This window comes from Pseudoalteromonas sp. 2CM36K (assembly GCF_023161865.1).
In the GTDB taxonomy this organism is placed as follows: Bacteria; Pseudomonadota; Gammaproteobacteria; order Enterobacterales; family Alteromonadaceae; genus Pseudoalteromonas; species Pseudoalteromonas tetraodonis.
This window is the reverse complement of sequence record NZ_JALNTK010000015.1, coordinates 11688-33360: the sequence shown is the minus strand read 5'-3', so window position 1 is coordinate 33360 and position 21673 is coordinate 11688. Positions and strand designations below refer to the sequence as shown.

Annotated in this window: 20 protein-coding genes; 7 read left to right on the top strand and 13 right to left on the bottom strand. The window is 39.8% G+C overall.

The annotated features are described in order from the left end of the window. Window positions 1-4 precede the first annotated feature (4 nt). The 5 genes from MTN97_RS10600 to MTN97_RS10580 all read left to right on the top strand — a co-directional run bounded on the left by MTN97_RS10600 (window position 5) and on the right by MTN97_RS10580 (window position 3289). A complete protein-coding gene (locus MTN97_RS10600) occupies window positions 5-1267 on the top strand; it encodes an SAM-dependent methyltransferase (RefSeq protein WP_248474361.1) in 1263 nt (420 codons plus the stop codon). Further along, on the top strand, window positions 1245-1745 hold the full coding sequence (locus MTN97_RS10595; protein ID WP_248474396.1) for a DUF2878 domain-containing protein: 501 nt from the start codon (window positions 1245-1247) through the stop codon (window positions 1743-1745). Before MTN97_RS10600 ends, MTN97_RS10595 begins: the two co-directional genes overlap by 23 nt. A gap of 30 nt (window positions 1746-1775) precedes the next feature. Further along, on the top strand, window positions 1776-2264 hold the full coding sequence (locus tag MTN97_RS10590; RefSeq protein ID WP_013463263.1) for a chalcone isomerase family protein: 489 nt from the start codon (window positions 1776-1778) through the stop codon (window positions 2262-2264). Between the two features lies 1 nt (window position 2265). Next, window positions 2266-2805 (top strand): DUF3833 domain-containing protein, encoded by a 540-nt coding sequence (locus tag MTN97_RS10585; RefSeq protein WP_248474360.1) that lies wholly within the window; start codon window positions 2266-2268, stop codon window positions 2803-2805. A 208-nt stretch (window positions 2806-3013) separates the two neighbouring features. Then, window positions 3014-3289, top strand: coding sequence for an HU family DNA-binding protein (locus MTN97_RS10580; protein WP_008112559.1), 276 nt, complete (start codon window positions 3014-3016; stop codon window positions 3287-3289). A 58-nt stretch (window positions 3290-3347) separates the two neighbouring features. Here MTN97_RS10580 and ilvN read toward each other — a convergent pair whose 3' ends face one another. The 8 genes from ilvN to MTN97_RS10540 form a co-directional block, all read right to left on the bottom strand. Beyond that, on the bottom strand, window positions 3348-3848 hold the full coding sequence (ilvN, locus tag MTN97_RS10575) for an acetolactate synthase small subunit (protein WP_069439708.1): 501 nt from the start codon (window positions 3846-3848) through the stop codon (window positions 3348-3350). Continuing rightward, entirely contained in the window at window positions 3848-5572 is a 1725-nt protein-coding gene (locus MTN97_RS10570; protein ID WP_069439709.1) for an acetolactate synthase 3 large subunit, read from the bottom strand. The genes ilvN and MTN97_RS10570 overlap by 1 nt, the downstream gene beginning before the upstream one ends. Window positions 5573-6034: 462 nt before the next feature. Then, window positions 6035-7042, bottom strand: a complete 1008-nt coding sequence (locus tag MTN97_RS10565; RefSeq protein WP_036983988.1) for an isocitrate dehydrogenase — start codon at window positions 7040-7042, stop codon at window positions 6035-6037. A gap of 179 nt (window positions 7043-7221) precedes the next feature. Continuing rightward, window positions 7222-8904 (bottom strand): hypothetical protein, encoded by a 1683-nt coding sequence (locus MTN97_RS10560; protein ID WP_248474359.1) that lies wholly within the window; start codon window positions 8902-8904, stop codon window positions 7222-7224. Continuing rightward, a complete protein-coding gene (locus MTN97_RS10555) occupies window positions 8904-9299 on the bottom strand; it encodes a DUF3192 domain-containing protein (protein WP_069439711.1) in 396 nt (131 codons plus the stop codon). The genes MTN97_RS10560 and MTN97_RS10555 overlap by 1 nt, the downstream gene beginning before the upstream one ends. 69 nt (window positions 9300-9368) lie before the next feature. Then, window positions 9369-10142 carry a flap endonuclease Xni gene (gene xni / locus MTN97_RS10550; RefSeq protein WP_013463270.1) on the bottom strand — a complete coding sequence of 258 codons (774 nt, stop codon included), beginning with the start codon at window positions 10140-10142 and terminating at the stop codon, window positions 9369-9371. An 8-nt stretch (window positions 10143-10150) separates the two neighbouring features. Continuing rightward, window positions 10151-11494, bottom strand: coding sequence for a nucleotide 5'-monophosphate nucleosidase PpnN (ppnN, locus tag MTN97_RS10545; RefSeq protein ID WP_248474358.1), 1344 nt, complete (start codon window positions 11492-11494; stop codon window positions 10151-10153). Window positions 11495-11571: 77 nt separating this feature from the next. Then, window positions 11572-13080, bottom strand: coding sequence for a GGDEF domain-containing protein (locus tag MTN97_RS10540; RefSeq protein WP_248474357.1), 1509 nt, complete (start codon window positions 13078-13080; stop codon window positions 11572-11574). Window positions 13081-13569: 489 nt separating this feature from the next. Here MTN97_RS10540 and MTN97_RS10535 point away from each other — a divergent pair, with 489 nt between their 5' ends. Together MTN97_RS10535 and MTN97_RS10530 are read left to right on the top strand one after the other, a co-directional pair. Next, entirely contained in the window at window positions 13570-15357 is a 1788-nt protein-coding gene (locus MTN97_RS10535; RefSeq protein ID WP_069439714.1) for a M61 family metallopeptidase, read from the top strand. A gap of 149 nt (window positions 15358-15506) precedes the next feature. Continuing rightward, window positions 15507-17678: a S46 family peptidase gene (locus MTN97_RS10530; RefSeq protein WP_248474356.1), complete on the top strand. Its 2172-nt coding sequence runs from the start codon at window positions 15507-15509 to the stop codon at window positions 17676-17678. Between the two features lie 679 nt (window positions 17679-18357). Here the strand turns inward: MTN97_RS10530 and MTN97_RS17915 are convergent. The 5 genes from MTN97_RS17915 to MTN97_RS10510 all read right to left on the bottom strand — a co-directional run bounded on the left by MTN97_RS17915 (window position 18358) and on the right by MTN97_RS10510 (window position 21530). Further along, a complete protein-coding gene (locus tag MTN97_RS17915; protein WP_282447362.1) occupies window positions 18358-18489 on the bottom strand; it encodes a hypothetical protein in 132 nt (43 codons plus the stop codon). A 273-nt stretch (window positions 18490-18762) separates the two neighbouring features. After that, window positions 18763-19197: a hypothetical protein gene (locus MTN97_RS10525; protein ID WP_248474355.1), complete on the bottom strand. Its 435-nt coding sequence runs from the start codon at window positions 19195-19197 to the stop codon at window positions 18763-18765. A gap of 110 nt (window positions 19198-19307) precedes the next feature. Next, a complete protein-coding gene (locus MTN97_RS10520) occupies window positions 19308-19529 on the bottom strand; it encodes a hypothetical protein (protein WP_089368207.1) in 222 nt (73 codons plus the stop codon). Window positions 19530-20004: 475 nt separating this feature from the next. Beyond that, a complete protein-coding gene (locus tag MTN97_RS10515; protein WP_248474354.1) occupies window positions 20005-20697 on the bottom strand; it encodes a transposase zinc-binding domain-containing protein in 693 nt (230 codons plus the stop codon). After that, a complete protein-coding gene (locus tag MTN97_RS10510) occupies window positions 20694-21530 on the bottom strand; it encodes a tyrosine-type recombinase/integrase (protein WP_248474353.1) in 837 nt (278 codons plus the stop codon). The genes MTN97_RS10515 and MTN97_RS10510 overlap by 4 nt, the downstream gene beginning before the upstream one ends. Window positions 21531-21673 lie beyond the last annotated feature (143 nt).

Genomic DNA, 21673 nt, shown 5'->3' with positions numbered 1-21673 from the left:
GTATATGGAAAAGGTATCGAGCTTACGCGTTCAGGAACGCACCAGTTGGTTTACTAATTTTTATAAAAAGTTAGTGTTTAAAGCGTTCTCGTCAATTGATACAGGTCAAATAGTGCTTGTAGACAATAATCAGCAGTCTGTATTTGGCGATACGTCATCAGAGCTTAAAGTAACGGTAACCGTTAATGATACTGCTATGTATAAAGCATTTGCGCTGTCGGGAAGTATTGGCGCGGGAGAATCCTACATATTAGGGCAGTGGCAGTGTGATAACTTAACTCGGTTGATAGAAATTTTTGCAATAAACCAAGACCAACTAGACGCATTTGAAAAGAAATTCGCTTTTTTTAGTAACATCGCTCATCGTATAAACCACATTAAAAACAAGAACTCACATGCGGGTTCTAAAAAGAATATTGTTGCACACTACGACTTAGGCAATGACTTATACGAGTCTTTTTTAAGCAAAGAAATGCTTTATTCAAGTGCCGTATACCCAAGTAAAGACGCCACCCTCGAGCAAGCACAGCAATACAAACTACAGCGTATTTGTGAACAAGTCGAGTTACAACAAGGCGACACCGTCATTGAAATTGGTACAGGTTGGGGAGCATTTGCAATTTACGCGGCTACTCACTACGAATGCCATGTAACAACCACTACCATCTCTGATGAGCAGCACGATTATGTTGCAAATAAAATTAAAGAGCTTGGGCTTGAAAACAAAATAACCTTGCTCAAACAAGATTACCGTTTACTAACCGGTAAATACGATAAGCTAGTATCAATTGAGATGATAGAAGCGGTTGGTCATGAGTACTTGCCTAGTTTTTTCACTCAGTGCGGTCAGCTATTAAAAGACGACGGTGCTATGCTTATTCAAGCAATTACAATTAGCGATCAGCGTTACCAACATTATTTAAAAAATTCTGACTTTATTCAGCAGTATATTTTCCCTGGTGGGTGCTTGCCTTCGCTCAACGAAATGAGTGAGCAAATAAAAAATCATACCGATATGAATATCCACACAGTTAACGATATTGGTGTTCACTACGCAAGAACCCTTGCTGATTGGCGAGATCGTTTCATTGCAAGTTGGCCAAACCTCGATAGTAATAAATTTGATGAGCGATTTTATCGTTTATGGCTATTTTATTTTGCTTATTGCGAGGGCGCATTTAGAACTCGCGCAACAAGTACCGTGCATTTAATGGCACGCAAACCCCGTTTTACGAGTAGTAATGATGAGATTGCACTCGCTTATTAATTTTGTTCTGTTTCAAGTAGTGTGGTTTTTATGCCTACTGCTTGAACAGCACTCACTTATCTATTCAACTGTTATCATTGCATTAATGTTTTATTTGTCAGCGCAAAAAAAACAGGATGCTTTTTTGCTTCTAAAGTGCTTACCACTAGCCTTACTAAGTGAATTTATCGCGGTTAAGTTCGGTCTGATTGAATTTAAAGTAGCGCCATTTCCGCTTTGGTTAGTGTTTTTATGGGCTGCTTTATTGCTATGTATTAACACCTCAATGTCGTTTTTAACAACCCTTAAACCTTGGCAAGCGTTTATTGTATGTTTAGCGTTTGCACCAGGAAGTTACTGGGCGGGGGCGCGATTCGACGTGTTAGAACTCGGCTTGCCGCTATGGCAATTTTGGCCTTTATACGGTGCTTTATGGGCTACAACGTTTAGCGTTATTTTATTTATTAACGGTAAAATTGGCGCGTTTATTAAGCAATAAAACAATTGTATTTACTGCTTGGAGCTGATTATGAAAACGCTTTTAAATTTAGTACTAATTTATGCCCTGTTTAACCATGCTGCTTATGCTGATACCCAGTTTAACAAAGTGGGCGAGGCACGTATGGAATACCTTTTTTGGGATGTTTATGATGCAACGCTTTTTACTCCCTCTGGATCTTATAGTCCCAAGCAAACGCCAGTTAAATTTACTTTAACTTACCTGCGAGACTTTGATGCTAAAGACATTGTAAAAGCCACTAAAGAGCAATGGCAACATTTAGGTAAATCACAATTATCAGCTCGCTATGCAGATAAATTATTAGCGATATGGCCAGACATTAAAAAGGGTGAATCGTTAACCTTACTGACCGATCAGCAAGGACACAGTATTTTCTTTCACAATGACAATGAAATAGGCCGCATAGAAGACACCACTTTTGCAGATGACTTTTTAGCTATTTGGCTAAGTGAGAACACCTCAGAACCATCGATTAGAAATCAACTTTTAGGGATTTAATATGATTAATCTAAAACGTATCAAAGTAACTTTGCTGCTGGTAGTGAGCTTCTTTATTGCAAGTTGTTCAGCGCCGAGTGTAGAGCACTACAAAGGCTCAGAGCCTAATTTCGATTTTAAGACTTTTTTTAGCGGCGATTTAAAAGCCTACGGTGTTGTACAAGACTTTAAAGGCGAATTAACCCGTAAGCTTGTTGTAGACTTGAGCGCTACGTGGGATGGCAACCAAGGCGTTATTGAGGAAGACTTCGTTTATGATGACGGCGAAACCCAAAAACGTATTTGGAAAATAACCTTAAACGACGACAACACGTTAACCGGTATTGCTTCTGATGTTTTAGGTACGGCCACAGGCAAAAGTGAAGGCAGTGTTTTTCATTGGAACTACAATGTGGAAATTCCTTATGATGGTAGCACTTTTGAAGTTAACTTTGACGATTGGATGTATTTAGTCACCAACACGCGCTTGATAAACCGCACATCTATTGTTAAGTTTGGCGTTGAGGTCGGGGAAGTGACCTTAGTAATTGAAAAAATATAGCGACTCATCACAGTGCATAGCTGCACTATATTTGTGCTTAAATTAAGTTTTTGTTAACCCAACTCGCTGTATTTTACAGTGAATTATTATAATTTTACTAATTTTTTAGTATTTAAGTTAAAAAACGTAATTTGCTGTTGCTAACTCTTCGAAAATGCATAAAGATAGGATTTGCGAAGGCAAAATAATAACGAATAGGAATCTAATAATGAACAAAGCTCAACTAGTTGAAAAAATCTCTACTGACGCAGAAATCTCTAAAGCAGCCGCTACACGTGCACTTGATGCATTCACAGGCGCTGTAACTTCTTCACTAAAAGAAGGCAACTCTGTTGCATTAGTTGGTTTTGGTACTTTCTCAGTTAAAGAACGTGCTGCTCGCACAGGTCGTAACCCACAAACAGGTGCAGAAATCCAAATTTCAGCAGCGACTATTCCAAGCTTTAAACCAGGTAAAGGTCTTAAAGACCAAGTAAACCTATAAGGTTTATAAAAATAATAAAAGGGCTATTAAGCCCTTTTTTTTGTCGTAAATTTAACGCTTATTTAGCTTTAAGCGCCTTATCTCCGCGACCAATGCCGACCGCGCCAGAGCGAACCACTTCTATAATGTCTGTTTCATGACGTAAGGTATCTAAAAACGACTCTATTTTATCGGTACTGCTTACCAATTGTAGGCTGTAACTTTGACGCCCCATATCTAAAATAGCGCCCTGAAATACATCTACAACCCGCGTTACAGCAGCTCGCGTAGCTTCATCTTGAGCAAATACTTTTACTAATAACAGTTCGCGCTCTATGTGGCTCATTTCGGTTAAATCAATCACCTTAAGTACATCGACCAGTTTATTTACCTGTTTGGTGATTTGCTCAACAATTCTATCATCGCCTTTAGTGGTGATAGTAATACGCGAGAGTGATTCATCATCAGTGGTTCCAACAGTTAAACTATCAATGTTGTAAGCTCGTTGAGAAAAAAGCCCCACTATACGTGATAACGCACCGGGTTCATTTTCTAATAATATAGATAATATACGACGCATTATGCCTTTACTCCTTTTCTTAACCACATTTCATCGATGCCACCGTGCTTAATTTGCATCGGGTAAACATGTTCTTTTTCGTCTACTAAAATATCTAAAAACACTAATCTATCGGTTATCGACATGGCTTTGTCTATTGCTGGCTGTAATTCATCCAGTGTATTGACTCGTATTCCTACATGGCCGTAGCTTTGTACAAGTTTTACAAAGTCAGGAAGTGATTCCATATAGGAAGAGGAGTGTCTGCCGCCATAAATCATATCTTGCCATTGTCTAACCATACCTAGTGAACGGTTATTTAACGAGATCACTTTTACCGCTAAGTTGTATTGTAAACAGGTAGAAAGCTCTTGAATGTTCATTTGAATAGAGCCGTCGCCAGTCACACATAAAGACTCTTTATCAGGAAAGGCGAGCTTAACCCCCATTGCAGCCGGTAAACCAAAGCCCATGGTGCCTAAGCCGCCTGAGTTGATCCACTGACGAGGGTGCTTAAATGGATAATACTGCGCCGCAAACATTTGGTGTTGGCCCACATCTGAACTGACATAAGCATCACCATTAGTCGCTTTATAAATAGCCTCTATAACTGCTTGAGGTTTAATTTTATCGCCATCGGTATTGTAGTTTAAGCATTTTTGTTCGCGCCAACTGATCACCTGTCGCCACCAATCTTCTTGTGCACTGCGGTCTATTTTTATTGGGCTTTTATCTATAGCAGTTTGTAACTGTTCAAGTACCGTGGCTAAACAGCCAACAACCGGAATATGTGCTTTTATGGTTTTGGAAATTGAAGTCGGATCGACATCTACATGCACGATAGTGGCATTAGGGCAAAACTTTTGTACGTTATTGGTAACCCGATCATCGAATCGTGCGCCAAGGGCTAAAATAACATCAGCATTGGCCATGGCTTTATTTGCTTCTAATGTACCGTGCATACCCAACATACCAATAAAGTTAGGATGAATGCCTGATATACCGCCTAGTCCCATTAGGGTATTGGTAATAGGGGCATTAAGCGATTCGACTAAGTGGGTTAGTTGCTCTGATGTATTTGAAAGCACAATTCCGCCACCAGAATAAATAACCAGCTTTTTCGCTTCTAAAATAGCAGCAACGGCCTTACGAATTTGTTTAGAGTGACCCTTGGTATTAGGGTTGTAGGTTCTGAGTTCTGTTGCCGCTGGAAAGTTATAAGCAAAGGTTAGCTCAGGGTTAAGCATGTCTTTAGGAAGTTCAACGACAACTGGGCCTGGGCGACCTGAGCTGGCAATATAAAAGGCTTTAGCAAGAATATTGGGAATTTCACTAGCGCTTCTACAATTAAAGCTATGCTTTACGATAGGGCGAGAGCAGCCAACAATATCCGTTTCTTGAAACGCGTCATCGCCAATTAAGTTGGTTGGCACTTGACCTGATAACACCACCATCGGAATAGAATCCATATACGCAGTTGCTATGCCTGTTACACAGTTTGTTGCCCCCGGTCCAGAAGTGGCAAGTACAACACCGACTTCACCGGTTGCTCTTGCGTAACCATCGGCCATGTGTGTGGCGGCCTGTTCGTGACGGACTAAAATATGTTCAATATCATCTTGCTGAAATAGCGCATCATATAAGTCTAATACTGAGCCACCGGGGTAACCGAATATATACTTAACGTTTAACTCTTTTAATGACTTAACAACCAATTCAGAGCCATTATATTCTTGTTTACTCATCCTCATTCCTCTGTTGACTAATTTATGCAAAAAAAAACCCCCGCGTAGTGCGAGGGTTTAAAAAAGCATGTTTCACCTTTTAATATATCCCCGCTGGGCTTATCACTAAGACCAGTACGAGTAAGAATAAAAGACGAAATTGTGTGTTCATAATGTTTTGCTCTTTAAAATAAAATGCTGTTTAAATTACAATTTTTGTATGTGGTTATTTTTAAGGCTTTTGCGCGCTCATGTCAACCCAAAACTAAAGTTTTTGGATTAAAAATTCATTTTTATATCTTTTTTAATCTTAAATTCTAATTGCTGTGAAGTATTCTTACGTTAAAAGCAGAAATTATGCATTTTTAATTTTAAGGAGAAGGGAGCTTAAATACACATTAATTACATTAAAGTGATACAGGCGGTTTTGAGCAGGCATAAAAAAAGCCAACAGATGTTGGCTTTATAATTCAATTATACTTGTTACAGACGGTCGATTACTGACTGAGTGAAGTCAGTTGTACCATGGCTGCCGCCTAAATCGCGAGTAGTACGGTCGCCTGATTTAATTACATCAGCCACTGCGCTACGAATGCGCTCTGCCGTATCGCCCATATTTAAATGCTCTAGCATTTGAATAGATGCTAAAATAACTGACGTTGGATTTGCTAGGTTTTTACCTGCAATATCAGGTGCGCTACCGTGAACAGCTTCAAAGATAGCCGCATTTTCACCAATGTTAGCACCAGGCGCCATGCCTAAACCACCAACTAAACCAGCACATAAATCAGATAAAATATCGCCGAATAGGTTAGTCGTTACAATTACGTCAAACTCTTCCGGTGTCATTACTAGTTTCATACAGGTTGCATCAACAATCATTTCAGTTGATTCAATCTCAGGGTAACGTTCAGCCACTTCACGAGCAACTTTTAAGAACAAACCCGATGTTGATTTTAAAATATTTGCTTTATGAACAGCGGTTACTTTTTTACGGCCTTCGCGTACAGCTAGCTCGTATGCAAAAGTAACGATTTTTTCAGCGCCTTCACGCGTGATAACAGACATTGCCTCAGCTTCGTTGCCATCAGCACTCACTACTTGACCTGCACCTGAGTACATACCTTGGGTATTTTCACGAACAGTAATAATATCAATGTCATCGTAACGTGCTTTAGTACCTGCGAACGACTTCACAGGACGAACATTAGCGTATAAACCAAACTGTTTACGAAGTGTTACATTGATTGATGTAAAGCCTTCGCCTACAGGGGTCGTTAATGGACCTTTTAAAGTGATTTTATTTTTAGCAATCGTGTCAATTGTTTCTTGTGGAAGCAATTCGCCCGTTTTTTCAAGCGCAGCGAGGCCAGCGTCAACAAATTCATAATCAAAATCGCATCCTGCGGCTTTTAGTATTTCAAGTGCTGAGTCGATAATGCTTGGGCCGATGCCGTCGCCTTTGATCACTGTTATGGTTTGTTTGGCCATGAACTTTTCCTTTAAAGATTTGGATACACACATAAATAAAAAATACTCACAGAGTTTAGACTACTTATATGACAGGGGTGCTAAATTTAAGCCGGCATTTATACCAATTTATTGAACATTTTGCCAGTTTATACTGCAAATACAGGGTATAAATTAAATTTATAATTATAATAAGTCAGCTAAATACTATTGTGCAGACCTAATTGCTGCAGGGATTGATAAAAAATGGCCTCACTTTTCCAGCCATGGCGGGTGAGTTGTTGATTTAATATCTGCTGTTGCCATGCTGTTAATGGCTGGTTAGGTTTAAGTACGCGCTGGGCTACAACTTTTAAAGCTGCCCACAACTTAGCGCTATCATCGAGCTGCTTTTTAGGCAATGTTTCAGCTTTTAATAACGCTATTGCCCAGGGGTCGCTACTAAGTAATTCATTAAGCTCATTAGTTAAATGAGGGGTATCAACATTGTTTATGCCAAAAAATGTGCATATTGGCGTATCTAAGGATTTATTCGGTGTTTGGTCTAGGGTGATTTTTCTAGAAACTTCTGGGCTGTAATTAATTAATAGATAATATAAATAGGCATATAGGCTCAAACTAATGCGTTCACTTTGCAAATTTTTATCGTGTTTTACTAACAGCTCTACAATGTTGACTAAACAACCCATGCGGGTACACAAAAATGTATGTAAAGGATGGGCAATACTATTTACCAACTGCTCGAAAACCATGCCTTGAATAATCGCAGGGGCCTTATCGTAACCCACCATAGACAAGCTATGCCTTAAATCTTTTGCCGGTTGCAGCTCTTTATTATACTGTTTTACTGCATGGCACACTGATTTTATAACATTAGGATAAGGGGTAAGTAATGTATTTAATGCTTTGTAATTGTACTTTTGTTGGTTTTTTATTCGTTTAACTAATTCGTACAAAGCGGACTGTGTATTGTCACTCTTATGAACAATATGCAGGTATTCACTGTCCCAAACTTTTAAAAACAAGCGATCGTCATTACACGGCCATGCCTTTGAGTCATCCTCTAATGATGCTTTTATTCGATACCAGGCCATTTTTGTATTGGCATTATTAACGATAATATGACGGCCTGCCGAATCTGTAGCCAAATAAATCATTGTTTGGTCCGCATAAACCACTTGGCTACCTGGTACATATTGTCCAACGTGTGCCACTAAGTCTTTTAATAGTCTCTGTGCAAATGAGTTGGGGGTTCTTATGTACAAATCAGCTACTGCTTTATAAAAACTAATATGCTGCTGTTTTGCGTTGCAGGTTACGTTAAGCGCCAAAATATTTGCCAAAGCAACCAATACACTGGCACCGTCATAAAGCATGATTTTAGGCGTGTTTAATAATGCGTGTTTGTATTTGGCTAGTTTAGCTAAAATATGGGCAATTTGATGTGCTGGTTGTTGTGATGTCAATATCACTTTGGCAGCGAGTTTATGGCGTAACTGCCACATTTTAGTGTCGGTATTAGTAAATGTTTGCTGTTGGGCTAGTTTATTCAACTGATCAGCAACACAAAGGTGTTCCACCAATGAGGCACTGATATAAAGCTCTGTTAAGTGTTTATCGTAATTTTGGCTAGCACTTAATGCACAAGTTAAAACACATTGATTAACCACTACATTGGTTGCAAAGCTATAGTGTGTTTTATACAAATTGAGCTGAGCTTGTAACGCTGCTGGGTTTTGTTTATATAACGCTGCGTATTGCTCTGCAAGTTTACAAACAATCGGATAAAAAGTATGCCACTGGTTTTTATTATTATGTGAACTTAAAAGCAACTGTGTGCTTTCGAGTAGCTTGTTTAGGTTACCCGACAGTGGTGCTTCCATTAAATTGTTCCATCATTTTGTTCAAGGTATTTTTCATAAGCACTTGGGCCCCACATTATTAGTTGGCCGTTTTTAAATAATAACCCGGTACATTCATCCATGGTGGTAATGCCATCCGAGGTTTTATGTTGTGTACGATAAAATAAAACTTGCCACACCTGTTCACCATCGCGCTTGGCGTAGGTTAAATCTGGGCTGCCTAAATATTCAAGCACAGCATTTAGCGTAAAAGTATCTTCTAAGCGCAGTTTTTCAATATAGCGTTTATTGAATGCTTCGCGGTCTTGCCAAATCATTGCTTGTGGATCGTCTTTATAAAACATAATAACCGACGTGGCTATTAATGCATATAAACCTAATCCCAATATCAAATACCTAAAAAACTTCTTAAACATTGCCTACCCAGACCAAGATAACTATTACTAGTATACGTATTGCGATCGTTCAGTGCCATTAACTTGCGACTAATTAAGCCTTAACTGCTTTAAACTAAAGCCTAAGTGGATATCAGTACGCAAACTCACCAGTTGTTTAGAAATAACAAACATATCCATATCATCAGCAAGCTTTTTTTGTAAGCGCGCACTTAATGATTCATCGCTTAATGCCTCTTCGAGAGTGTTGTACTGATTCACCAATTGTTGCGCCGATTTAACACCAATGCCTTTAACACCTGGAATGTCATTGGTTTTGTCTCCTGCCAGAGCCCAAAAGTCTATTAGTTTGTGTTGTGCTACGCCAAAACGTTCTTGGATATGCTGCTGTGTGAGCTGTTGCTTTTTAAAGTAATCATACACTTCAATTTGCTCATTTAAATGCGGTAAAAACCCTTTATCGGTAGAGACAATAGTATTATTTATCTGATTGTTGGCGGCTTTATGGGCTAATGTTGCAATAATATCATCGGCTTCATCGTTAGTCGGCTCAAATACCACAATGCCGGTTTCTTCAATGGCCGCTTTAAAATGTGGCAAGGCTTCTTTTAACGTTTGTGGCATCGGGGCGCGCGAATGTTTGTAATCTTTGTAAAAGTGATAGCGCCAACTTTTATCGCCGTCAAATACAGCAATTGCATGGGTTGCATTAGTGGTTGTTATGAGTTTTTTGCAGGCATGTGCTACTCGAGCGCAGCATGCTTTTAACATATGTTCGTCGCTGTGATGCGTTTGGTTAGCATCAACAGCATAGATGCGTCTAATTAAATTAAGCGCATCAATAAGAAGTAAATGGGGATTCAATTATAAACTCACGCTTTTATTGTATAACAAGGAATATACTTACTGCCAGGGAGCTTCATTCTACCTTGTTCTACAAACGCTTGTAAAAGTGTGTCCATTGCTTTCATTAAATCAGGCTCGCCACTGAGGACATACGGGCCGTATTTTTTAATCGCATGTAAACCTTCTTCTTTTACATTTCCCGCCACTATTCCCGAAAACGCACGGCGTAAATTAGCTGCTAATTGTTGTTTGGGTTGATCAAGGTGCAAATCAAGCGACGCCATAGCCTCATGAGAGGGGTAAAAAGGTTGCTGAAAATCACTGTCTATTTTCAAGGTCCAGTTAAAGTAATATGCATCCCCTTGGCTTTTACGGTATTCGCGTACACCATTCATTGCCGACTTTAACTTTTGACTTACTAATTGAGGGTCATCAATAATTACTTCAAATTTATCTAGGGCTGCATCGCCTAAAGTCATTTGAATGAATTGACACAGCTCCTCAAAGTAAGCTTCACTTTGTTTTGGACCGGTAAGAATAACAGGTAAACATTGCTTTTCGTTTTCAGGGTGTAACAAAATGCCTAATAAATACAATAGTTCTTCAGCTGTGCCTGCACCACCAGGAAAAATAATAATGGCATGAGCGGTGCGAACAAAGGCCTCAAGCCGCTTTTCAATATCGGGTAAAATAACCAGTTCATTCACAATTGGGTTAGGTGGCTCAGCTGCAATAATACTGGGCTCAGTTAAACCTAAATAGCGGTTGTTAGTTATACGTTGTTTGGCATGACCAATAGTGGCGCCTTTCATCGGGCCTTTCATTGCACCAGGACCACAGCCAGTACAAATATTTAACCCGCGCAAGCCTAATTCGTAACCTACTTGTTTAGTGTATTTATATTCTATTTCGTTAATAGAGTGGCCACCCCAACATACAATCATGTTAGGTTCACTATTTACTCTAAGAGCGTCGGCATTTCTAAGCATGTCAAAAACCATGTGGGTAATGGCTTTAGTTTCTTTGAGATTTTTTTCATACTTTTGGCAAATAAATAAGATATCGCGAATAACCGAAAATATATGCTCATGTATGCCGGTGACTATGTGCCCGTCAACGAAGGCCGTTTGCGGCGGGTTCTCTAATTCAATTTTAATACCGCGTTCACGGCTTACCAAACGAATATCAAAATCTTTATGTTTTTCGTATATATCATTACTTACATCGGTATGGCTGCCTACATTAAGCACAGCTAAAACACAATTTCTGAATAACCTGTAGCGTTCGCTTGTTGATGACTGTTCTAGTAGGTCTACTTCTAGCTGCGATAATAAATCTAATACCCCTGTTGGGTTTAACTGTATTAGCATCGGCATTCTCCTTGAAACTTCTTGGGTAAATTTACTGCGTAATTATGCCTTGTACTCAAAGGTAGAAATGCATAACACTATTTACTAATGCACAGACGATCCCGGCCTGAATTTTTAGCATCGTATAAAGCTTGATCGGCTCTATCAAATGCTTTTAGAGGGGTATCTCCCTCTTTAAATTGGGTTGCGCCTATCGAAACAGTAATTTCAATTTGTTTGTCTTTAAATTTAAACGGTATCTTTTTAATAGACTGTTTTAATTTATTGAGGTGCGCTGTCGCGTTTTCAAGTGAAGTGCGTGGCATTAATAGCACAAACTCTTCGCCGCCATAGCGTGCAATAAAGTCTGATTGCCTAATCGACTTTTGCAACGCTTTGGCAATAACTTGTAAAGTAATATCGCCCGCAGTATGGCCAAATCGATCGTTGATTGATTTAAAATGGTCGACGTCTATAACAACTAGCGTTATGTCTGAGGGTTGTTCGTTAAATAAATTAATTTCGTAGTTGTAACGCTCATCAAATGCCGCGCGATTAGGCAGTTTTGTCAGGCTGTCGAGTAAGCTTTTAAATCGTTGCTCATTTAAACGTTTTTTATAGTTACTGACTTTGTTTTCTAAGCTATTAATTCTTTCATTTATTTGTGTAAAGCTGGCAACTAAAATTCTGCGATCTTTTTGTTCGAGTTGTTCTTTTTCTAAAATATCTGCACTGAGTGAGCGTAACTCGTTTTCAACTAGCTGCTTTAACGCTGTGATTGAGGTCGCATTTTTTGTTTGTGTATTTAGACTTTCTAGTTTTTCACCAATGCGTTTATTTATTAAGTCAAATTCAACATTCATCGATTGAGAGTGTTCACTGGTTGATACCAATGAGCGATGCAGCTCTTCAAGTGTTTGGTTTAATGAAGCTAAAAAGCTTTGCGCTGATTCACGCTCAACGTGAAAACTTTTAACAATTAAAGTAATCACATCTATTGCGGCATCAAGTAGCTGGTCAACGGCTTTATTTTTAGCAATGCGTTTTTTTATTAAATACAGTGATTCGTTGGCTTCTTCTTCTAGTTCGAGCTCACTAACTAATTTAAACAGCTTTTCAGTGAGCACACTTAAATTGGGTGGTTTAAAGGTATTATTGCTTTTAGCAATTAAAGCTTGATGATAAAAGGTGATCAATTGGTTTAATATTGGGATAAACCCATGCACCGATTGTATATCGTCAAGTTGGTTATCTAATAAATGACGCAGCGTTCTGCGGGTTTCGTCAGGCAGGCCTTTCGTTTGTTGTAACTGTTTTCCTGCATTTTGTACGCTGGTTAACAGGTCGCGTTGATGCGCTAGTTGAATCGCTTCCTGATTTTTTAGCAAGGCCAAAATATCATCTATCAAAGGAGAGAAGTCTTCAAAATCCATTCCTTTGTTTAATGCGCTACGGAACTTTGCTAGGCGGTTATCAAGCTCAATATCAAGTCCTTTACAGCTTAAAGATAACTTAGCTGCAAAATTAGAAAGGGTACTCACTTGATGTTGGCGAGCACTTTCTATTACTTTTCTACTGTCGATTGCTTGCTTTAGTTTTTGTTCCACCGTATTGGAGCTCCTAGACACCTACACACCATTATCTTAATACCTTTATTGTTTTAGTTTACAACAAAAACATATTAATAGTAGGTATGAGATCAAAAACTTAATGATTTTAGGGTCTGTTTATCTTTCGAGGTTGATTTTGCAGCAGTGCGTTTGGTTTTTAGGCAAGGCAGAGCCTACGTAGTGTGGTTATTCCCCATAAATAGGCGATAACGCAGCATAAATGCCAAACGCGCGCTGCCCTTTGGGTTCTTCCTAGGTGCGATTAACTCTTTGTTGCTCGATTTTTACTTAGCCCACTAGGTTACAAATCTCGCGCCGCGATTAAATCGCACCTAGGTTGAACAAATTTTAATCCTGAAAGGTCAACAGACCCTAGCAACAAAATACGAACGATCTTAAATATAAGTGTATTTATCGCTTTTAATTCACTTTTAAAATGGGTCTTGTTAACCTTGGGCAACAATACGTTATATAAAAAGAGCCTTTATGAAAAAGCTACTTGCCTTATCAATTTTAGCTGCCTGTTCAGCACCGGTATTTGCCGACGTTAATTACGCTTTAAACATTTCTCAGCCAGAGCATCATTTAGGTGATGTGAACGTAGAATTTCCTAAAACGGCGCAGTCTTTCTTAGATGTGAAACTTCCAGCATGGCGCACTGGTCGTTATGAAATTTTAAATCTTGCCAATGGCGTTCGCTACTTTAAAGCCAGTGATGATGAAGGTAATGAATTAAAGTGGGAAAAGATTGATCACAGCACATGGCGTGTTCATTTAAATGAACCCACTGAAGTAAATATAGATTACCAAGTCTATGCCAATGAGCTAGGTAAACGTGCCCGCCATATAGACGACAGCCATGCCTTTATTGATGCATCAGGCTTTTTTATGTTTAGCGAATCATTTCGCCAAGAGCCAGTAACGGTTGAATTAAACGTCCCCAAAGCATGGCGCTCTGTGTCAGGCATGGAAAATTATAAAAATAAGCACAGCTTCAAAGCCAGTGATTACGATGTATTAGTTGATTCGCCAATCGAAACCGGTATTAACGAGCTACGCACATTTAAAGTTAATGGTCGTGAGTACGAACTGGTGGTATGGGGTGAGGGTAATTACGATATTGAACTGATGCTAACTGATTTGAAAAAGCTAGTGGCTACCGGCAATGTGATTTGGGACAGCTACCCGTATGAACGTTATGTATTTATGGTACACGCTACATCAGGCGCAGGCGGGGCAACTGAGCACTTAAACTCAACGATTATTCAGCGCCCACGCGACCGCTTTGCTAAGCGTGAAGACTATTTAGGTTTTATAAGTACTGCAGCTCATGAGTTTATACATACTTGGAATGTAAAAGCGTACCGTCCAAAAGGGCTTGCGCCCTATGACTACACTAATATTAATTATTCAAAATTGCTATGGATAGCAGAGGGCTCTACCAGCTATTTTGAAGATCATTTATTAGTGCGTTCGGGTATTCAAACCACCGATGAATTTTTTAAAGTATTAAGCAAAACCATTAACCGCCACCTCACAACACCGGGGCGTGAAGTGCAAAGTGCCAGCGAAACCAGTTTTGATAAATGGATAAACCAAGGCGGCGATCACGCACGTAACTACAGCACTAATATTTACCTTGAAGGTTCATTATTGTCGATGGCGTTAGATATCGACCTACTTGAAAATAGCCAAGGTAAAATTAGCTATAAAGACGTACACAACGAACTTTATAAGCAGCATAAATTACCGGCAGGGTTTACTGAGCAAGACGTACTGGCTATTTTAAAACAACTATCAGGGCGTGATTATAGCGCGTGGTGGCAGGCAAATGTTGACTCACCAGCCAACCTTGATTTTGATGCACTGCTAGCAAAAGTAGGTTTAAGCTTTGAATTACCAGAAAAAGCCAAGGCCACACCAAGCTTAGATGCATTTACTAAAAATACTGGCGAGTTACTTACGCTTACCCATGTACGCCGCGATGGTGCAGCATGGCAAGGCGGCTTAACCACCGACGATAAACTCGTCGCTATTAATAAAAAGCATGTAGGTAAAGACTTAACAGCCAGCTTAGAAACCTTTAAAGTAGGCGATAAAGTCACTGTTGATTTTATTCGTCGTGATGCCTTAATGGCGACTGAGCTTGTGTTGTCTGAAGATTTCGACAAACCTAAAAAAGTGGTTGCGAATAAAAATGCCACTGATGAGCAAAAAGCATTATTTAAAGCATGGATGGGTGTTGCGCATCCAAACGATGTGAAAAAAGATTAATAAAACAACGCATCATCAACAGTTAAAAAAGGAGCTTAGCTCCTTTTTTGTTTATTGGGCGCTATATTGTAACAATTTATCTCAGCGCAGTTGACCTTACTCATACTTAATGAGTAATCTGCAGGTTCAATAATAAAAGGGATTCTATAATGCGTTTAAAACCTCTTGTTGCCACTTTGGTAGCAACCTGTTCACTGGCACTCTCTTCTGCGGCCAATGCCGATGAAGGTATGTGGCAACCTCATCAGCTACCAGAGCTGGAATCAATCTTAAAAGCCAAAGGCCTTGAAATCAGTGTTGATTCAATTTCAAAATTAACCGAATTTCCAATGAATGCGGTTATTAGCTTAGGCGGTTGTACAGCCTCGTTTGTTTCGCCAAAGGGGCTGGTTGTTACTAACCATCACTGTATTTATGGCTCAGTGCAATATAATTCAACACCTGAAAACAACATACTTGAAAACGGCTTTTTAGCAAAAACACCGGCTGAAGATTTACCTGCTGCGCCAGGTTCGCGTGTGTACGTTACAGAAACAGTGACCAACGTGACTGATAAAGTAATTAGCGGCACTAACGAGCTAAGTGCAAAAGCACGCTACGATGCGTTAGAAAAAAATCAAAAAGCCCTCGTTGCACAGTGTGAAGCCGATGAAAGCTACCGTTGTAATGTATATTCGTTTCATGGTGGTTTAGAGTTTTACCTTATTAAATCGCTGGAAATTAAAGATGTACGTTTAGCGTATGCACCTGCTATGGGCGTAGGTAAATACGGTGGCGATATCGATAACTGGATGTGGCCGCGTCACACAGGCGATTTTGGTTTTTACCGCGCCTATGTAGGTAAAAACGGCAAACCAGCAGAGTACAGCGAAGACAACGTACCGTACGTGCCTGAGTCTTACTTAAGTGTAAGTGCTAAAGGCGTGCAAGAGGGTGATTTTGTCATGGTGACTGGCTATCCAGGACGAACCAATCGTTACCGTATTGCGGCAGAGATCGATTATGTATTTAACGACAGTTACCCTAAAGCGCGCATGCACAATACTAAATACGTGTCACTGATTGAAGAAAACTCAGAAGATGGCAGCAAAGCACGTATTGCTTACGAAAGCACCATAGCTGGTTATAACAACTACATTAAAAACTATGGTTCGATGATCGAAAGCTTTAAAAAAGGCACCATGTTTGAGCGTAAAAAGCAGTTTGAACAAGAACTTACAAACTGGATAAACAGCGATAGCGAGCGTAAACAGCGCTACGGTAATGTACTTAATGAGTTATCAGCACTTGTTGCACAATCGCAAGGGCACAGTGAGCGCGACCGTATGGTAGGCTATGTTCACCGTTCACAAATGATCAGCACGGCACGTCGTTTATACCGTTTAGCTTATGAAAAACAAAAGCCAAATAGCGAGCGTGAATCGGGTTATCAAGAACGTGATTTACCGCGTATTAAATCGGGTTTAGAGCGTATGTCACGTCGCTTTGATGCAAACGTAGATAAAGCTATATTACTGCACTTTTTAGAGCAATATGTAGCATTACCTAAAGCAGAGCGTTTTAGTGAAATTGATAAAGCTTTTGCTTTAGAAAACGGTTTTGATAAAGCAAAACAAAGTGCATTACTTGATGAAATGTACGCTAAATCAACGCTTGATAACGAAATTGTACGTAATTCATTATTTGAGCAAACGCTTAGCCAATTAAATCAAAGCCAAGACCCATTCATGCAATATGCAAAAGCCATATTCACGGTAATGAAAGCTGAGGAAGATAAGTCAAAAGCCCTTGCAGGTAAGTTACAAGCCGCTCGCCCAGAGTTAATGAGTGCGATTATTGCCTTCAACAAAGCGCAAAACAAACCGGTTTACGCCGATGCAAATAGCACATTACGTGTAACTTACGGCACGGTAGGCGGGTATTCTCCGCAAGATGGTTTAGTGGCCACGCCGTTTACCTCACTTGAAGGGTTACTGGCTAAAAACACCGATGTTGACCCATTTAATGCCCCTAAAAAGCTGCAAGAGCAAATTAAAGCCAAGCTTTATGGTGATTACACAGGTGGGATGAATACCGTACCGGTTAACTTTTTATCAAACGTTGACACGACTGGCGGTAACTCAGGTTCACCAACACTTAATGGTAAAGCTGAGCTGGTAGGGTTACTGTTTGACGGTGTGTATGAAAGCATTATTGGTGATTGGGATTACAACCCAGAGCTAAATCGCTCAATCCATGTAGATTCACGTTACATGCTGTGGGTAATGGATAAAGTAGATAACGCACAAAACTTATTAGACGAAATGAAAATCGTAAAATAAAAAGCAGTTAAAATAACAAACAGGCGCTTACCCTAATCGGAAGCGCCTTTTTTGGTTTAAACATTTTCTGATTAATTTAACTTAAGGTACAGGCTTCGGGCTAAGAGCTACGAGGTTTGGGTTGCGGGGGGAGCTAATTTGTTTTTAGCAGTAAGTATCTTTAGTAGCAGCGATTTTATATCGCGTCAGAGTTAAGCCTAAATAAGTATTTACCACCGAGAACACAGAGTTAACAGAGAAATACTTAAAAGATATCAATCCACCTCTGTGTAGCGCAAAGCGCCTCGGGATTCTCTATGGTGAAAAAACTGTTTTTAGCAGTAAATGTCTTTCGTAGCAGCGGCTTTATATCGCGTCAGAGTTAAGCCTAAATAAGCATTTACCATCGAGAACACAGAGTTAACAGAGAAATACTTAAAAGATATCAATCCATCTCTGTGCAGCGCAAAGCGCCTAGGGATTCTCTATGGTGAAAAAACTGTTTTTAGCAGTAAATGTCTTTCGTAGCAGCGATTTTATATCGCGTATTTATGGGCATTAGCATTTTACTCGCGCCTCGTAGCCCGAAGCCTCCCATCCACTTCTCTTTGTTAAATAAGGTCTTTTAGTGATTTATGCACAAAGAGGGCGAAGAGGCGCTACGCTTTTAGAGGAAGATGTAAACCAAAGCTTTTTTTAGCTAGTCACTGCCATATAGTGCAACGTTATCTTTGCTGAGTATGTAAGGTGACGATTTATAGTAAACAAAGAACCAGCCTAATATGGCTAATATTACGCCTAAACCGTACTCACTGAGAATCTGAATATACATTATCAATCTAAACACGACTGTCGAATACAATAAAAATATAGCCCAGAATAATTTTGAGCTGATAAGTTTCAATCTCAACTGACAATTGGCACATTTAAAATAAAACGGGAATGCAGATAAAGAAAAGCTGAAAACATCTATTTTATGTTCACAGCGAGGACACAGACTCATAAATTTCCTTGTACTTTTAACGCTTGATTAAAGAGTTAGCAGGGTATGGCGTGGCGGTTGCGAAAGCAAGAGGCATGACATGCACTGATAATCTCCTTTCAGTCACTTGTTATATCTCGTAGACGCCATATAAGATGCCATCAATAAACAAGCAGGTAAAACTAGCGATGGTAAGAAATATAAACTAGATATTCCTGCAAACGGATTTGATATAGGACTACCGTATACTAAAGCGGAACCTACCGAAAAATAAAACAAGACTGAAACATAGCAGATTAGACTATAAGCTAACCAGTTAGATAAAGTAACTTTACCCAAAATATATCCCGTGATTAGAGCCAAGATGCCAAAGCCCAAAAATTGTTCTACCAGTCCTAATATAAAAAATCCAAGCTCGATAAATAGATTTTCCTCAAACCACAAAAAGTATTCTTTGGGTATTGCAATTGCAGCTATATAACCCATCAAGTGTACGCCAATTAAACCTAGAATTAATCCAGACATAATTGAGACTGAGATAGCTTTAATTTGATTCAAACTGGATCCTTACATTAGAGATATAACGCCGCCAGCATGCGCGGCTTTGTAGTGAAGGTGAAGCCGCAGCGGAAAAGACGTCGCCGTGACTGGCCTTGTTATAAACCACCTTACTCACTTACTGCCGCCGATGCTGAACCAACATCTTTTTTAAACAGCAGTATGAATAGATAAATTACGCTAAAGATTGGAATAAGTGACAAAACAGCACCGAGTAAACCCGCAGCCGCTGGCTTTTGCATTTTACGACGAGCTACGTAATAGCATAGTGCGCCCATGATCAGCGCGAAAATGATTACAAATTGGCCGTACAAAGTAGCATTGATATTCAAATGAACTCTCCTTGTGGTTTATAACATTTTAGTATTTATGCGACACGCTGTTTGTGTTGCAGTGTCGCTTGTTGGACTGAGCCGCTACCTGCTCGGTGTGTCAGAGTTGGTGTTGTTTATGCTATGGGAATTTGCTTTTCGGAGGCTCTCACTTTCCTAGCTGATTTAATCAGCTTAGCTAGTGTTATGTATGCTTTCCCTGCATTGCTCAGCGCTTATTATGTATTCATTACACCTCAATTTGCCTTAATAAGCAATTATATTTTTTACACGTACAGAGGCCGCTAGCCTGAGCAGTTAAGCAGGTTAACTAATTGATTTTAAGCAGCTACCTAGCTGCTAACTCGTTCGCTCTACTTTGGTCGTTGTTTCATATAACTGGAATACGCCAATTAACCGCAAGATACCTGCCTTACAATGCTGGCAAGGCCAATGCGGTATTAGTGTTACGTTTTCTGTCTTTAGCTTCTCCACTTTACCTATGTGTGATTAAATTTTCACTGTACGTTAAACAGGCTTTGCTATAAACACACCATTTGGTTGGCATGTTTATCTTCGTAAATGAACTATCGCATTCATTGAGCGCCGCCAGCATTTTACCTCTAAAGACTGTTGATAACGCTTTCACGGGGTATAAATAGCCTTTTTCTATTTCATGCCAGTGCGTTTTTTCAAGTGCACCTGCGGGTATCAAACAATGCAAGTGGATATGCTGACTTAAGTTTTGCCCCCATGTATGCAGTACGCTTGTCATGCCTAACTGACCATGCCTCTTTCGTTTCGCAAATTTGTTCAGCGTTTGCCATGCGGCTTTAAATAAACACTGGTACAACGCGTTTGGGTTATAGTGCGCAATGATATTCAACTCATGGGGGAGCGTAAAAACAAGGTGGAAATACCGACACGGTAATAAATCCTCTTGCTGCCTTTGCACCCACTTAGCCGTAGCCATGCCTTGGCAACGCGGACAATGACGGTCTCGACAACTACATCCAATCTTTTGTGACTCACCACAGCTATCACATTGCCATGCTTGATAACCGAGCTGACCCGTTCTGCATGATTGAAGGTGCTGACACACGCGCAGTTGTTGATAACTCACCGTATGATGTTGGCGATAACTCTCAAGGCTTGAGTTTAAAATATCAGCGAGGTGTAAGGCGTTCATTGTTTACTCCAGCTCGCAAGCAAATCAATGCCGCCATGACCTAACTCTGGTAACCAATGTAAGTAACTTTGTGTGGTTTTAATATCACTGTGGCCAAGCTGATGTTGCAGTTGATGAAGTGGCATACCTGATTCAAGTTGGTGTGTTGCATAAGCATGGCGTAAAGTATGTGGATTACAGTGCTTTAAGCCACACGCTTGTGTATGTTTTCTCAATGCCTTTCTGAAGCTTGAGGGTGACATGGGTTTATCCATTAACCATCGTGAATAAAACATCCAGCCCGTTGGGTGATACATTTTCCAATAGCAACGTAATTGATTTAGCACGCTATCTGATACAACAACATAGCGTGACTTATCTCCTTTACCCTGTTCAATTAAAATGGTTTTACGCTGTCCATCTATGTTTTGCACTTTAATGTGCAACAGCTCGCCAATACGTAAACCACACCCGTAACACACCACTATTAACGTTTTTAGTCGCATATCATCCGTGCAGCTCTCTATCAGCCGCCGCATATCATCACGTGATAAATAGGTGGGTGCGCGCGACTTCACTTTTGGCAATGCGACATCTAAGTTCAATGGCCGGTGTAAAATATTCTTAAACAAAAACCAAATGCTGTTTATCTGTACTTTTTGGCTTGCTCTAGACAGTTTACGAATAGCGGGATCGTTAAAAAAGGCGTTAAGTTCGTCATCAGTAATCGAATCGAGTGGTCTATTAAAATAATGACTGAGTTTTAGTAAATGTTCACAGTAGCTTTTACAGGTACTTTGCGAATAACCACGATAGGCTATTTCAGTTTTGACTTGTTCAATGAGTGTATTCATGACTTACCTCCAAGTTATGGGATAACCCCAAGGTAAGTGTGGCTCAAATGGTCAGAATAGGATCTCCGCGTAGCGGCTTAGTTCAACAATTTAATAGTGCGCTCATCGCGCATATTTCTGCCGACAATACGCTCATGTATTTT